Origin of the sequence: Arthrobacter sp. UYCu511 (genome assembly GCF_040547105.1) — a bacterium.
GTDB lineage: Bacteria > Actinomycetota > Actinomycetes > Actinomycetales > Micrococcaceae > Specibacter > Specibacter psychrochitiniphilus.
This window is the reverse complement of the sequence record NZ_JBEPPB010000001.1, coordinates 108,485-122,600: the sequence shown is the minus strand read 5'-3', so window position 1 is coordinate 122,600 and position 14,116 is coordinate 108,485. Positions and strand designations below refer to the sequence as shown.

10 protein-coding genes are annotated in these 14,116 nt (G+C 60.6%); 3 read left to right on the top strand and 7 right to left on the bottom strand.

What is annotated here, in order from left to right; genetic code table 11:
• Positions 1-207 precede the first annotated feature (207 nt).
• Both ABIB48_RS00545 and glnA read right to left on the bottom strand, forming a co-directional pair.
• On the bottom strand, positions 208-3,267 hold the full coding sequence (locus ABIB48_RS00545; RefSeq protein WP_354211340.1) for a bifunctional [glutamine synthetase] adenylyltransferase/[glutamine synthetase]-adenylyl-L-tyrosine phosphorylase: 3,060 nt from the start codon (positions 3,265-3,267) through the stop codon (positions 208-210).
• Between the two features lie 9 nt (positions 3,268-3,276).
• Positions 3,277-4,623 carry a type I glutamate--ammonia ligase gene (gene glnA, locus ABIB48_RS00540; protein ID WP_110106058.1) on the bottom strand — a complete coding sequence of 449 codons (1,347 nt, stop codon included), beginning with the start codon at positions 4,621-4,623 and terminating at the stop codon, positions 3,277-3,279.
• 158 nt (positions 4,624-4,781) lie between these two features.
• Here glnA and panB point away from each other — a divergent pair, with 158 nt between their 5' ends.
• Positions 4,782-5,699 carry a 3-methyl-2-oxobutanoate hydroxymethyltransferase gene (gene panB, locus ABIB48_RS00535; RefSeq protein WP_354211338.1) on the top strand — a complete coding sequence of 306 codons (918 nt, stop codon included), beginning with the start codon at positions 4,782-4,784 and terminating at the stop codon, positions 5,697-5,699.
• A gap of 56 nt (positions 5,700-5,755) precedes the next feature.
• Here the strand turns inward: panB and ABIB48_RS00530 are convergent, their stop codons facing one another.
• Positions 5,756-5,929, bottom strand: a complete 174-nt coding sequence (locus ABIB48_RS00530) for an SPOR domain-containing protein (protein ID WP_110106056.1) — start codon at positions 5,927-5,929, stop codon at positions 5,756-5,758.
• Between the two features lie 139 nt (positions 5,930-6,068).
• Here ABIB48_RS00530 and map point away from each other — a divergent pair, with 139 nt between their 5' ends.
• Together map and ppgK are read left to right on the top strand one after the other, a co-directional pair.
• Positions 6,069-6,947: a type I methionyl aminopeptidase gene (map, locus tag ABIB48_RS00525; RefSeq protein ID WP_110106055.1), complete on the top strand. Its 879-nt coding sequence runs from the start codon at positions 6,069-6,071 to the stop codon at positions 6,945-6,947.
• Positions 6,948-7,033: 86 nt separating this feature from the next.
• Positions 7,034-7,828 (top strand): polyphosphate--glucose phosphotransferase, encoded by a 795-nt coding sequence (ppgK, locus tag ABIB48_RS00520; protein WP_110106054.1) that lies wholly within the window; start codon positions 7,034-7,036, stop codon positions 7,826-7,828.
• 98 nt (positions 7,829-7,926) lie between these two features.
• On the opposite strand, the gene nrdR is transcribed toward ppgK, so the two are convergent.
• The 4 genes from nrdR to dnaE form a co-directional block, all read right to left on the bottom strand.
• A complete protein-coding gene (gene nrdR, locus ABIB48_RS00515) occupies positions 7,927-8,379 on the bottom strand; it encodes a transcriptional regulator NrdR (protein ID WP_110106053.1) in 453 nt (150 codons plus the stop codon).
• A 118-nt stretch (positions 8,380-8,497) separates the two neighbouring features.
• Positions 8,498-9,895 (bottom strand): histidinol dehydrogenase, encoded by a 1,398-nt coding sequence (hisD, locus tag ABIB48_RS00510; protein WP_396334246.1) that lies wholly within the window; start codon positions 9,893-9,895, stop codon positions 8,498-8,500.
• A gap of 37 nt (positions 9,896-9,932) precedes the next feature.
• Positions 9,933-10,508, bottom strand: coding sequence for a hypothetical protein (locus ABIB48_RS00505; RefSeq protein ID WP_354211334.1), 576 nt, complete (start codon positions 10,506-10,508; stop codon positions 9,933-9,935).
• A gap of 2 nt (positions 10,509-10,510) precedes the next feature.
• Positions 10,511-14,077 carry a DNA polymerase III subunit alpha gene (dnaE, locus tag ABIB48_RS00500; protein ID WP_110106050.1) on the bottom strand — a complete coding sequence of 1,189 codons (3,567 nt, stop codon included), beginning with the start codon at positions 14,075-14,077 and terminating at the stop codon, positions 10,511-10,513.
• Positions 14,078-14,116 lie beyond the last annotated feature (39 nt).

Here is a 14,116-nt window from a genome sequence, read left to right as displayed (position 1 = left end):
ACGCTGCGCCGCGACGCTGATGATCAATGGACCATGCAGAACCTCCTACAGAAAAATCCTGAACGAATGGCCTAAGTCAGACGTACAGGTTCTAAAGCTCTGATTTGAAGATGCAGCGGTCAAGCACAGTCAATTCCGGCGCACTTCAAGCCGCTTCCGGCCGCTTCCGCTCAGGCCAGGAACAGGCCCCTTCAGGCCAGGATCGGGTTAGCCGTAGAACAGCCGCTCAAAAACGGCCCTAGCACGCCGGGTCAGCCCCAGATAGTGCTCTTCGAAGGCTGCCGCGTTGCCTGGTTCGTAGCCGCACCACCTAGCCACCGCCTCCAGATCATGGCGGGCCGAGGGCAGCAGATCCGAATTCTTGCCGGTCCACATGACATTGGCGTTGCGGATCTTCCCCGCGAGCCGCCACGCAGCCTCCAAGGTCTCGGAATCGTCCCCATCAACTAGCCCCAGCGCCGTAGCGGCGTGGAGGGCGGCAATGGTGCGGGTGGTGCGCAGTTCGGGGTGAGCGTGGGCGTGCTGAAGCTGGAGGAGCTGAACCAACCATTCAACATCGCTCAATCCGCCCCGGCCCAGCTTCACGTGCCGGGCAGGATCGGCACCGCGTGGCAGCCGTTCGGATTCCATCCTCGCCTTGATGCGTTTGATTTCGCGAAGGTTAATTTCCGGCACGGATTGTGGGTACCGGATGGGGTTCACCATGGAGATGAAATCGCGTGCCAGGACATCCGAGCCAGCCATGGGAAGCGCCCGCAACAGGGCCTGAGCCTCCCAGGCGGAGGACCAGCGGGAATAGTATTCCCGGTACGCTTCCAGTGACCGAACCAGGGGCCCGTTGCGGCCCTCCGGGCGGAGCCCGGCGTCCACAGTGAGTACCCGCTCGGCTTGGATGGCAGGCTTCAAAGGAGCCGTCAGCAGTGTGGTGAGCCGCTGAACGATTGCCTTGGCCTGCTGCGTGGCCTCCCCCATCCGGTCCTGCGCCAGCCCGTCAACGGGCCGGTGCACAAACAGGACGTCAGCGTCTGAGCCGTACCCGATTTCTTGTCCACCCTGGCGGCCCATGGCCACCACGAGGACGCGGGTCAGCGGTGGCGTGCCAGCGTAGATTTCATTTTCGGCCACGAGGAGGGCGCCCAGCACGGCGGCCCGGTCCACGTCGCTCAAGGCCCGAGAAACAGCGTCTTGGCGCAGCAGCCCGCAGCTGTCAGCTATGCCAATGCGCAGGATCTCGCGTTGGCGCAGCAGGCGGATGAGCCGGATGGCACCGGTATCTCCCCCATGGCGGGATAGCGTTGACTGAATTTCACTCCACTGTGATTCAAAGCTTTGCGGAACAAGTTCTTTACTGTTGCCCAGCCAGGCGGTGGCCTCCGGTGAGACCTCTAGCAGGTCACTGACCAGGCGGGAACTGGAAAGCAGGTGACACAAGCGTTCTGCGGCCGCTTGGTGATCGCGTAGCATGCCCAGGTACCAATGGGAGGTTCCCAGCGCGTCGCTCACCCGGCGGAAGGCGAGCAGCCCGGCGTCGGGGTCAACGCCGTTGGCCAACCAGCCGAGCAGTACCGGCAGGAGTTGGCGCTGCAAAGCTGCCCGGCGGCTCACACCGGCGGTCAGGGCCTCGATGTGCCGAACTGCCCCCGCCGTGTCCCGGTAGCCGAGGGCAGCAAGGCGGGCCCGGGCGGCGTCGGTAGTCAGGGCGGCATCCTCTGCACTGAGATTTGCAGCCGTGGCCAGGATGGGACGGTAAAAAATCTGCTCATGCAAGGAACTCACGGAACGTTTAACCTTGGACCAGTTAGCTTCGAGGGAATCCGCACTGGGCCGCTTCATGCTCAGCGGCCCCTCCAGGGACCTGGCGAGGGCGCGCAATTGCTCCGGCGCTGTTGGCATGGTGTGCGTGCGGCGCATATGCACCAGTTGAATCCTGTGTTCTAGCACGCGCAAATACGTGTAGTGATTGAGCAGCAGGGCGGCATCGGTGCGGCCAATATATCCGGCATGTGTGAGCGCTTCAATGGCCGCAGTGGTGGCACGCAAACGAACACTCGGATCAGTTTTACCGTGGACTAGCTGAAGTAACTGGACGGAAAATTCAACATCACGCAGGCCGCCCTTGCCCAGTTTGATCTGGCGTCCGGCATCCGCGTCACGAATACTCGCTGTCACACGCCGTCGCATGGCCTGGACGGACTCCACAAAGCCGTCCCGCTCAGAGGAGTTCCAGATCAGCGGTTCCACAGCGTTCTCAAAATCGGCGCCAAGCGCCCTGTCTCCGGCGATGGTCCGGGCTTTCAAGAGTGCCTGGAATTCCCAGCTTTGCGCCCACCGGTGGTAGTAGGCAAGGTACGACTCGAGGGTGCGCACCAACGGCCCGTCCTTGCCTTCGGGGCGCAGATTGGCATCAACTTCCCACAGTCCCGGCTCACGTTCCGAAGCATAAATGGTGCGTGAGAGTGCCCCTGCCAGGGCATTGCCCACCCTGACCAGTTCGCTCTCATCCATACCCTGCGCCCCGGCGGCCTGTTCATCGAGTGCCACAACGTACATGACGTCCACGTCGGAGATGTAGTTCAGCTCCCGGGCGCCACATTTGCCCATGCCCACCACGGATAGCCGCACAGCCGCCACCTTCTCGGCTCCCAAGGCTGCCCCGACCTCATTGCGTGCCACTGCCAAAGCGGCTTCGAGCGCTGCTGCCGCCAAATCCGCCAGCTCCGCTCCGGCCTGGGGCATGGCTGCCTGAGGCGACGGCGCTGCCAGGTCCCGTAACGCCAACTCGCATAAGTGCCTGCGGTACATGGTTCGCAAGGCGATCCGCCCCTGGCTTTTGGACATCTGCGCCACGGCACGCTCCGCCGTGGGCTCTGCCCCCACCGAGCGCAGCAGCGAAGCCCGCAGCACCTCCGGATCTGCTGCACCAGGGCTCCCCATGAGGGCAGGGTCCACCACCTCGAGATGTTCCGGGTGCCGCATCAGGAAGTCAGCCAATGACTCCGATGCCCCGAGGAGCCTGAACAAGTGCGCGTTGGAGAGTGTCCGTCCCGTGTCAGGATCTACGCAGGTGAGCAGGCTCCGGGTTTGCGGGGCACGGCTGAGCAGCCGTACCAATGACTGCAGCGCCATATCCGGGTTGTCGGCAATGGCCAGCGCGTCCAGCAACTGTGTCTGGTCCAGGTCTGCGAGTTCGCTAAATCCTAGAAACCTCTCACAGTTTTCAAGGTCGGAGAAGCCACGTGAGATCAAGGTGCGGGTCAGGGAACTCATGGCAGTGTGTTAGAGCACCCCCAAGTAGCGGTTGATCTCATAGGGGGTCACCTGGAGGCGATATTCCTGCCATTCGGAACGTTTGTTACGCAGGAAATTTTCGAAGACCTGTTCACCCAGGATTTCCGGCATGAGCTCTGATTCTTCCATTTGCCGCACGGCGTCATGCAGGCTGGATGGCAGCGGGTCATGGCCCATGAGCCTGCGCTCTGCACTCGTCAACGCACTGATGTCTTCCACGGCGGCCGGTGGCAACTCATAACCTTCCTCGATACCCTTCAGCCCGGCTCCCAGCAGGACCGCATAGGCAAGGTAAGGGTTCGCGGCTGAATCAATACCGCGGTATTCAAGGCGTGCGGCCTGCCCCTTGCCCGGCTTGTAGAGGGGCACCCTCATCAGGGCGGAGCGGTTGTTGTGGCCCCAGGAGACGTAGCTGGGGGCTTCTCCGCCACCCCACAGCCGCTTGTAGGAGTTGACGAACTGGTTGGTCACGGCGGTGAATTCCGGGGCGTGCTTGAGGATCCCGGCCATGAATTGCCGCGCCGTCTTGGAGAGCTGGTACTCGGCGCCCGGTTCGTGGAAGGCGTTGCTATCGCCTTCAAAGAGGGAGAAGTGGGTGTGCATCCCGGAACCGGGGTGGTCTGAGAATGGTTTCGGCATGAACGTGGCATAAGTGCCTTGTTGAATGGCGACCTCACGGATCACCGTTCGGAAGGTCATGATGTTGTCTGCCGTTTGGAGTGCGTCGGCATAGCGCAGATCGATCTCATTCTGCCCCGGCCCGCCCTCATGGTGGCTGAACTCTACGGAGATACCCACGTCTTCGAGCATGGTCACGGCGGTGCGCCTAAAATCCTGAGCTACCCCGCCTGGCACATGGTCAAAATAGCCGGCCTGGTCCACAGGGACGGGGATGCCGTCAGGTCCGGGCCTATCTGACTTGAGCAGATAGAACTCAATCTCGGGGTGGGTGTAACAGGTGAATCCCATGTCAGCGGCCTTCGCCAAGGTTCGCTTCAGGACGTTGCGCGGATCAGCGGCGGAGGGTTCGCCGTCGGGAGTGAGAACATCGCAGAACATGCGGGAGGTCTGTTCTGTCTTGCCGTTGCCGCGCCAGGGCAGGATTTGGAAGGTTGACGGATCGGGCTGGGCCAGCATGTCGGATTCAAAGATCCGGGCCAGGCCTTCAATGGCGGAGCCATCGAACCCCAGCCCCTCTTCGAAGGCGCCCTCCACTTCAGCCGGGGCCAGTGCCACCGATTTCAAGGAGCCCACAACGTCAGTAAACCAAAGCCGCACAAACCTGACATCGCGCTCCTCAATGGTGCGCAACACAAATTCCTGTTGACGGTTCATGTACGGGCCTCTTCCTCTGGCACCAGCACCTCCTGGCACCAGTTGCGGGCAGGTGGCGGACGGGTTTGCGGCAGGTGTGTCCCCTGCAATCTTCACTCTACTAACTAGTGTGGCGCCCGGTGCCCATCCCACACCCGTAATCGTAATAAGCTGTAGTCATGGCACCCTCAAGCACCCCTGACTCCCCCGCGTCTGATTCTCCCGCGTCCGCCGAGCTGGCGGCCCCTTACGGTTCCGGCGCCGCTGCCCGGACCGCTACCCCCGGCGGCATCCCCGTCACCACACAGAAAATCCGTACACACCATCTGTTGGCGGCAAAAAAGGCTGGCCAAAAATTTGCCATGCTGACGGCTTACGATCAGTACACGGCACAAATTTTTGATGAGGCTGGCATTGAAGTGCTGCTGGTGGGCGACTCCGCCTCCAACAACGTGCTGGGCAATGAAACGTCCCTGCCCATCACCTTGGATGAAATGATCATCTTCTCCCGAGCGGTGACGGCTGGCGCCCACCGCGCCCTGGTGGTGGCGGATCTGCCCTTTGGCAGCTACGAGCAATCACCCGAGCAGGCAATCGCATCCTCGGTACGCCTCATGAAAGAGGGCCTGGTTCACGCCGTGAAAATGGAAGGCGGAGCCTACTACGCCTCAACCGTGCGCGCTCTGACGCAGGCCGGCATCCCTGTCATGGCGCACATTGGCTTTACCCCTCAAAGCGAGCACACCCTGGGTGGCTACCGCGTGCAAGGTCGCGGCGAGATGGCTCAGGCCATGATTGACGACGCCGTAGCGCTGGCTGACGCTGGCGCGTTTTGTGTGCTGATGGAAATGGTCCCAGCCGAGACGGCAGCCGCCGTGGAAGCCGTAGTTTCCGTACCCACTGTGGGCATCGGGGCGGGCAACACCACCACGGGGCAGGTTCTGGTGTGGCAGGACATGGCAGGATTGCGTACCGGCAAGATGGCCAAGTTTGTCAAGCAGTATGCCCAGCTGCGCACCATTCTGGCTGACGCCGCCCGCGAGTATGGCGACGAAGTTCGCTCTGGTGTGTTCCCCGGACCGGAACACACCTTCTAACATCCGCCCGGGGCTGGGAAGGGCCACAAGGTGCTGTGGGACGTGCCGGAAGAGAGTTAGTCTTCTTCGTCTTCGTCCAGGGCGTCCGCGGCGGCATTGCGCTCTTGGACCTTGGCCAAGGCATGCTCGGCCTCTTCCCGGCTTTCGTAGGGACCAATCAGGGACTGCCACCCTGACTGGGCATCCTTTTCCACCTCGTGTGTTTGTACGTTGTACCAATAGCGTGCCATGACGGCCTCCATGCCTTGTGTGTGAATACTTGTGTGTGAATACTTGCAACTGCTGCCATCATAGGGCTTTCCTGCCGGCGGACGGTGAGAGCACTACGCACTCCCTGTCCATGGGCAAAAATTTAGTAAGATGGTTCCTATGTCTTCAACAGCAACCTCAGCGCCCATCGGCAAGCTGGTACCCGGGATCATCAGCCCGGAGCTAGCCGTTCCCTTCTCGATTGCCCGTCCTGAATACGTGGGCAAGGCCGGACCGGCCCCCTTCAAGGGATCGGAAGTCAAGGACGCGCAGACGCTGGAGAAGATCCGGATTTCAAGCAAGATTGCCGCAGCGGCCATCGTGGAGGTTGGCAAACACATTCTCCCCGGTGTGACCACAGATGAGCTGGACCGGATAGGACACGAATTCCTCCTGGATCATCAGGCGTACCCCTCCACGTTGGGCTACCGGGGGTTCCCGAAGTCATTGTGCTCCTCCATCAATGAAGTGATCTGCCACGGCATTCCGGACACCACCGTGGTCCAAGACGGTGACATCATCAACATTGACATCACTGCGTTCAAGAACGGCGTCCACGGCGACACCAACTTCACCTTCACAGTAGGCAATGTTGATGAGGAGTCCCGTCTGCTGGTGGAGCGCACCCAGGAGTCATTGAACCGCGCCATCCGGGCCGTGGCGCCAGGCAGGGAAATCAACGTCATTGGCCGTACCATCTCCTCTTACGCCAAGCGTTTTGGCTACGGAGTGGTGCGTGACTTCACCGGTCACGGCGTGGGCGAGGCATTCCATACCGGACTGATTATTCCGCATTATGACGCGGCTCCTGCCTACAACACTGTCCTGGAAGAGGGAATGGTGTTTACCATCGAACCCATGCTCACACTGGGCACCATTGAATGGGACATGTGGGCGGATGATTGGACCGTGGTCACTCGTGACCGCAAGCGTACGGCACAATTTGAACACACCATGGTAGTTACAGCCACCGGCGCTGAAGTCCTGACCCTGCCGTAGCATTACCTATGCCTTAGCTTCCCGCAGTATTGTCTTGGTCCAACACCGGCGTCTAACGCGTCCTTATTTCTATCCTTGGAGCCTGCATGTCTAAAAAGCACTCACCCAAAACAACTGCCATCGGTGTCGATATTGGTGGTACCGGCATCAAGGGCGGAATCGTTGATCTTTCCACCGGCGAGGTAATCGGGGACCGCTTCCGGATCCTGACCCCTGCCCCGTCAACCCCGCAGGCTGTGGCGAAGGTGGTCAAGGAGATCGTGGATGAGCTGTCCTCGCGCGATCACGCCCCAGCGGCTGATGCTCCCGTAGGTATCACCTTCCCGGCCATCATTGCCCATGGCATTTCCTTGTCCGCAGCAAATGTGGACAAGTCCTGGATCAACGCCAATGTGGATGAGATCTTCACCCAGGAGTTGGGCCGTGATGTGCAGGTCATCAATGATGCCGATGCCGCCGGCTTGGCTGAGGCCCGTTACGGTGCTGGCAAGGGCGTAAAGGGTACCGTCTTGGTCATCACGCTGGGCACGGGGATCGGCTCCGCGTTCATCTACAACGGCAAGCTTATTCCCAACGTTGAGCTGGGCCATCTGGAACTGGATGGCTTCGACGCCGAAACGAAGGCCTCGGCCAGCGCCCGGGAAAGGGACGGGCTCAGCTGGGATGAGTACTCGGTGCGGCTCCAACGCTACTTCTCCCATGTGGAGTTTTTGTTTTCACCGGAACTGTTCATCATTGGTGGCGGCATTTCCAAGCGCAGCGAGGACTACCTTCCCCAGCTGAAGCTGCGCACCAAGATCATCCCTGCCGAACTGGCCAATAACGCCGGTATTGTGGGCGGCGCCTTGCAAGCGGCCGTGTACTTCAAACTCATCAAGTAGCAAGATCAGAGCACACAGGCAACTCTCGCTAGGAGGCACAGATCACTCTGGCCACTCTCTAGCGAGAGTTGCTGTGCTGTTGCTCGCGAAGCCAGGTTCTAGCTGGCATCCTCGCTTCTTAATTTGGCGATGGAAGCCTCAAAGTCCGCCAGGGATTCGAAGGCTTGGTAGACGCTGGCGAAGCGCAGATACGCCACCAGGTCAAGGCGGCGTAGCGGTTCCAGAATGGCCAGACCCACGTTGTTGGCATCAATTTCTGCTGCCCCACTGGCCCGGATTGACTCTTCTACTTCCTGAGCGAGTTTAGCCAGGTCATCGTCTGTGACGGGGCGTCCCTGACACGCCTTACGGACGCCGCTGATGATCTTGCTGCGGCTAAAAGGTTCCGCTACCCCGGAGCGTTTGCTCACGGACAGACTGGCCGTTTCCATGGTGCTAAAGCGCCGGCCACATTCGGTACACTGACGCCGGCGGCGGATGGACGAGCCGTCATCGGACAGTCTTGAATCAACCACACGCGAATCGGGATTACGGCAGAATGGGCAATACATGCAACCCCCTTCAGGTCGTGTCAATTACCAGTCTAAGATCATTTCAAGAGCAAATGACAATCGTGTAATTATCATACATGCACCCCTGCTGTCCAGAGGTGCAGCCTCAGAAAGTTGCTTAGGGGAAACGCACTGCCACGGCATCACCATGCGCCGGCAGGTCCTCCGCCTGGGAGAGCGTGATGACGTGGCGGGCCACCTCGGCCAAGGCGTCCTTGTTGTAGTTGATCAGTTGGACAGCACGCAGGAACGTTGTCACATTCAACCCCGAGGAGAACGCGGCAGTGCCACTGGTGGGCAACACATGGTTTGATCCTGCGCAGTAATCGCCCAAGCTCACGGGGCTGTAGTCACCAATGAAGATGGCACCCGCGTTGGAAATTTGTGCTGCTACCTCAACAGCGTTCTCCGTCACAACTTCCAGGTGCTCCGCCGCATAAGCGTTGCACACGGCCACACCCTGCGCCAGATCACTCACGAGAACAATCCCCGACTGCACGCCGCCAAGTGCCGTCTGGACCCGTTCCCTGTGGGCCGTGCGTGCCACCTGGGCGCGAAGCTCGCGTTCGACGGCGTCCGCCAACTCCAGGGAAGTCGTCACCAAAACCGATGCTGCGTTGGGATCGTGTTCAGCCTGGCTGATGAGATCTGCGGCAACAAAGATCGGGTTGGCTGTGTGGTCTGCCAGAACGGCAATTTCTGTTGCGCCAGCTTCTGAGTCAATACCCACCACGCCCTTGACCAGGCGCTTGGCGGTGGCCACGAAGATGTTGCCCGGACCCGTTACCACGTCAACGGGCTCGATGACCTCTCCTCCCCCCGTTGCCGAGCTTCCGGCGGCTACGCCGTAGGCAAATGCAGCGATTGCTTGGGCCCCGCCCATGGCGTAGACCTCGTCAATGCCCAGCAAGGCGGCGGCGGCAAGGATGGTCTGATCCGGCAGGCCCCCGTTATTCTTCTGCGGCGGTGAGGCCAGAGCCACCGAAGCCACTCCTGCTGCTTGAGCAGGCACAGCATTCATGATGACCGAGGAGGCCAGGGGTGCCAGACCGCCCGGGACATACATGCCCACTCGGGAGACGGGAACCCAGTGCTGGGATACCACGGCACCGTTGGCTACCGGGAAGTCAATGTTTGCCGGCTTCTGTGCCTGGGCAAAGGCTGTGGCACGGGCGATGGATTCCTCCAAGGCGGCACGCACGGCCGGGTCCAGAGTTTCCAGCGCCTTCTGTAGCGCCCCGGCCGGGACACGGGGATGTTCCTGGGTGACGCCGTCGAACTTGTGGGCCAGCGCCGCCAAGGCGGCGTGCCCATCCCGGCGGACATCGGCAATGATGGCTTCCACAGCGGTTTCCGCCGTGCTCACGGTGGAGGCGGCGGTGCGGGGAACTGCGCCCTTTAGCTCAGCTACGGAAAGGCTCTGGCCACGCAGATCCGTGCGTCGCAGAGTGAATGTGGCGCCACTGTTGATGGCGGGTTCGGTCACAGAAGATTCATGGTTGCTCACAACACGCAAGTTTACCTGTTGAGAGCCATGGGTGTGTTCCGGGCTACTACTCCCCCTGCTCCATTTCTTCTCGTTTCTCGGGCTTGCCGAAGTAGTAGCCGAACAAATGCGTGAGGAAGAGTACCGCTGCGCTTGTCAGGGGCCAGATCAAGAGGACCGAAGGTGAGCGCAGGGAGAACACAATGCTCGGGTTGCTCAGATTCTCCGGCAGAGTGTGGAAGAGGTCCCCCGCAAACACACCTGTTCGCCAGGCCAGCACGGACCCGGCTAGCGCACCCACCAGCAGGGCCAACGTGGGCGCAGCCGTAGTCCAGATCCGCGGCGTCCTACGGCCCTGGCGCAGGAGCACCACGGAGGCGACCACGCCCGCAACCAGCATCAACAGTGCTAGGGCGGCGTCCCTGGGAAACCAGCTGTCATAATCGGAGCCGTCGCCGTAGATGGCCCCTCCCGGCGCCAGAACAAACCAGGCAACGCCCATGACTGCCCCGAGCACTAAGGTTATGGCCAGCCAGCGCCGCCAAAAAGCCTTGTTACTTTTGCTCCAAAGCGTGCCGGAGGCATGGGCTCGCTGCGCTGACCGGGGGCTTGAAAGCGCCGCCTCGGCAGTGGGTTCATTCATGGTTAGCCTTCCAGACAGGTGGGGCCGAGCAGCACCTTCAGATCGCCAAAGAGCGAGGGCGTGGGGTTGACCCGATGATGCAAAGGCAGTTTCATGATCTTAACGGAACGGCTGCCAGCCAGGTGCATCTTTACTTCGGTGTTGCCACGATGATCGTTAAGCACTGATTTCAGTGCCTGGAGAACTTGTTCGTTGGCCTTGTGTTCGGGCATGGAGATCACGAGCGGCCCGGCCATGCCTTCGCTCAGGTCCGGGACGGTGAGCTCCATGGCGTTAAGGGTGATGGCGCCGTCGTCACGCTTTTGCAGCCTTCCCTTGACCACCACTATCAGGTCCTCAGCGAGAATGTTGGCGATGGGACCGTAGGTCTGGCCAAAGAACATCACCTCGAGCGAACCGCCCAGATCCTCAACCTCGCAGCGGGCATAGGGGTTGCCGCTGCTCTTGGCAATCCGGCGTTGTAAGTTGGTAATCATGCCCGAAATGGTGATGATGTGCCCGTCCTGTGGCCCGTCATCGCCGAGCAACGCCGTGATGGACATGTCAGCGTTCTGGCTCAGGACGCCTTCCAAACCGCGCAGCGGGTGGTCCGAGACGTACAAGCCCAGCATGTCGCGTTCGAAGGCGAGTTTGTCCTTCTTTTCCCATTCGGGCAGGTCCGGGATTTCGGTGGTGAGCGCTGATTCCGGCTCCTCCTCGCCACCGAGTCCGGCAAAGAGGTCAAACTGGCCCACGGCCTCGTTCCGTTTGATGCTGATCACGGAGTCAACGGCTTCTTCATGGATCATGGCCAACGCCCGGCGGGCGTGCCCCAGCGTGTCAAAGGCGCCAGCCTTGATCAGGGATTCAATGGTGCGCTTGTTGCACACCACGGCGGGGACTTTCATCAAAAAGTCGGAGAAGTTCTCAAAGTTGCCGCGTTCACGCCGGGACTCCACCAAGCCGTTGACTACGTTGGCGCCCACGTTGCGAATGGCGCCCATACCGAAGCGGATGTCCGTCCCGATCGGGGTGAAGTTCAAGGCGGATTCGTTGACATCAGGGGCAAGAACGGTAATGCCCATGTGGCGGCATTCGTTGAGGTACAGCGCCAGTTTGTCCTTGTCATCACCCACGCTGGTCAGCAGGGCCGCCATATATTCGGCCGGGTGGTGTGCCTTCAGGTACGCGGTCCAGTAACTGATGACGCCGTAGGCGGCCGAGTGGGCCTTGTTGAAGGCGTAGTCGGAGAAGGGCAGCAGGATCGCCCACAGTGTTTGGACGGCGGCGTCAGAGTACCCGTTGTCCAACATGCCCTGATGGAAGCCCGCATACTGCTTATCCAGTTCGGACTTCTTCTTCTTACCCATGGCCCGGCGCAGAATGTCGGCCCGGCCCAGTGAGTAGCCGGCCAGCTTCTGCGCAATCGACATGACCTGCTCCTGGTACACGATCAGCCCATACGTCCCGCCGAGGATGTCCGCGAGGGGTTCCTCCAATTCAGGATGGATGGGCGTGATCGGCTGCAGACCGTTTTTACGCAGAGCGTAGTTGGTGTGTGAGTCGGCACCCATAGGACCTGGCCGGTACAGGGCTAGAACAGCGGAGATGTCTTCAAAGTTATCCGGGCGCATGAGTTTGAGAAGCCCGCGCATGGGACCGCCGTCGAGCTGGAAAACACCCAGCGTGTCACCGCGCGCCATGAGCTCATAGGAGGGTGCGTCGTCGAGCTCCAACCCTTCAAGGTCAAGGTCAAAGCCCTTGTTGGCCTTGATGTTCTCCAGCGCGTCCGTGATGATCGTGAGGTTGCGCAGCCCCAAGAAGTCCATCTTGATCAGTCCCAGACCTTCAGCGGTCGGGTAGTCAAACTGGGTGATGATCTGCCCATCCTGGATGCGGCGCATGATCGGGATGACATCGATGATGGGATCAGAGCTCATGATCACACCGGCCGCGTGCACGCCCCACTGGCGCTTGAGCCCCTCAAGGCCCTTGGAGAGCTCGAAGACCTTTGCAGCTTCCGGGTCAGTGTTGATCAGGTTGCGGAAATCCTGGGCTTCTCCGTACCGCTTGGCCTCCGGGTTTTCAATATCGTTGAGCAGAATATCTTTGGCCATGACGGCCGGAGGCAACGCCTTCGTGAGCATTTCACCCATGCTGAAGGGGTGGCCCAGCACGCGGGAGGAGTCCTTGAGCGCCTGCTTGGTCTTGATGGAGCCGTACGTGACAATCATGGCCACACGCTCATCGCCATACTTCTCGGTCACGTACTTGATGACCTCATGGCGGCGCCGATCATCGAAGTCCACGTCGAAGTCAGGCATGGAGACACGTTCCGGGTTGAGGAAGCGCTCAAAGATCAAACCGTGACGCAACGGGTCAAGGTCGGTGATGCGCATGGCGTAGGCCACCATGGAACCGGCACCGGAACCACGGCCCGGACCCACCCGGATCCCTTGGGCCTTGGACCAGTTGATGAAGTCGGCCACTACCAGGAAGTACCCCGGGAAGCCCATGCGGATAATAACGTCGAGTTCGTAGTCCGCCTGCTTGCGCACGTCATCGGGAATACCGGACGGGTAGCGGTACCGCAGGCCCTCATCCACCTCCTTCACCAGCCAGGAGGTCTCATCCTCACCCGGTGGACAGGGGAATTTGGGCATGTAGTTGGCGTTGGTGTTGAAGGAGACGTCGCAGCGTTCGGCGATCAGCAGCGTGTTATCGCACGCCTCCGGCAATTCGGAAAAGAGCGAGCGCATTTCCGCCGCGGACTTCAGGTAGTAGCCGCTGCCGCTGAAGGCAAAGCGCTTGCCGCCCTGATCATAGGTGGGCTCGGTCAGTGTGGAGGCGGATTGGAGAGCCAGCAGGGCCTCGTGCGCCTTGGCGTCATGCTCATGCGTGTAGTGCAGATCGTTGGTAGCGACCAGCGGAATTTTCAGTTCCCTGGCCAGGCGCAGCAGGTCCTTGGTGACCCTGCGCTCAATGTCCAGCCCATGGTCCATGAGCTCGCAGAAATAGTTTTCCGCACCGAAGATGTCCTGGAATTCGGAGGCGGCGGCCTTGGCCTCGTTGTACTGACCCAGCCGCAGACGCGTCTGAACCTCGCCTGAGGGGCAGCCAGTGGTGGCGATCAATCCGGGGTGATACTCATTGAGCAGTTCCCGGTCCAGGCGCGGGTATTTGCCCATGGGTGAATCGAGGGAACCCAAGGAGGAGGCCCGGAACAAGTTGCGCATGCCCTGGTTGTTGTAGCTGAGCAGCGTCATGTGGGTGTAGAAACCACCGCCGGAGACGTCATCCTTCTTTTGTGACTCCTCGGTGCGCCACTTTACCCTGGATTTGTCGGTACGGGCCGTGCCCGGGGTGACGTAAGCTTCCACCCCGATGATGGGCTTGATGCCGGCATCGGTGGCCTTGCGCCAGAAGTCAAAGGCACCGAACAAATAACCGTGGTCGGTGGTGGCCAAGGCCGGCATTTCAAGCCGCTTGGCCTCGTCAAACAATTCGGTCAGGCGGGCGGCACCGTCCAACATGGAATATTCGGTGTGCGTATGGAGATGGACAAAACTGTCAGTCGATGAGCTAGCCACCAGATCATTCTACGTGGCCAAGTCAACCGCCAGCCCCCA

Coding starts and splice junctions, on each gene's coding strand:
- panB (WP_354211338.1), top strand. CDS start 4,782: ATGGCACCCTCAAGCACCCCTGACTCCCCCGCGTCTGATTCTCCCGCG.
- ABIB48_RS00545 (WP_354211340.1), bottom strand. CDS start 3,267: ATGAGTTCCCTGACCCGCACCTTGATCTCACGTGGCTTCTCCGACCTT.
- ABIB48_RS00530 (WP_110106056.1), bottom strand. CDS start 5,929: ATGGCACGCTATTGGTACAACGTACAAACACACGAGGTGGAAAAGGAT.
- map (WP_110106055.1), top strand. CDS start 6,069: ATGTCTTCAACAGCAACCTCAGCGCCCATCGGCAAGCTGGTACCCGGG.
- glnA (WP_110106058.1), bottom strand. CDS start 4,623: ATGAACCGTCAACAGGAATTTGTGTTGCGCACCATTGAGGAGCGCGAT.
- ABIB48_RS00505 (WP_354211334.1), bottom strand. CDS start 10,508: ATGAATGAACCCACTGCCGAGGCGGCGCTTTCAAGCCCCCGGTCAGCG.
- nrdR (WP_110106053.1), bottom strand. CDS start 8,379: ATGTATTGCCCATTCTGCCGTAATCCCGATTCGCGTGTGGTTGATTCA.
- ppgK (WP_110106054.1), top strand. CDS start 7,034: ATGTCTAAAAAGCACTCACCCAAAACAACTGCCATCGGTGTCGATATT.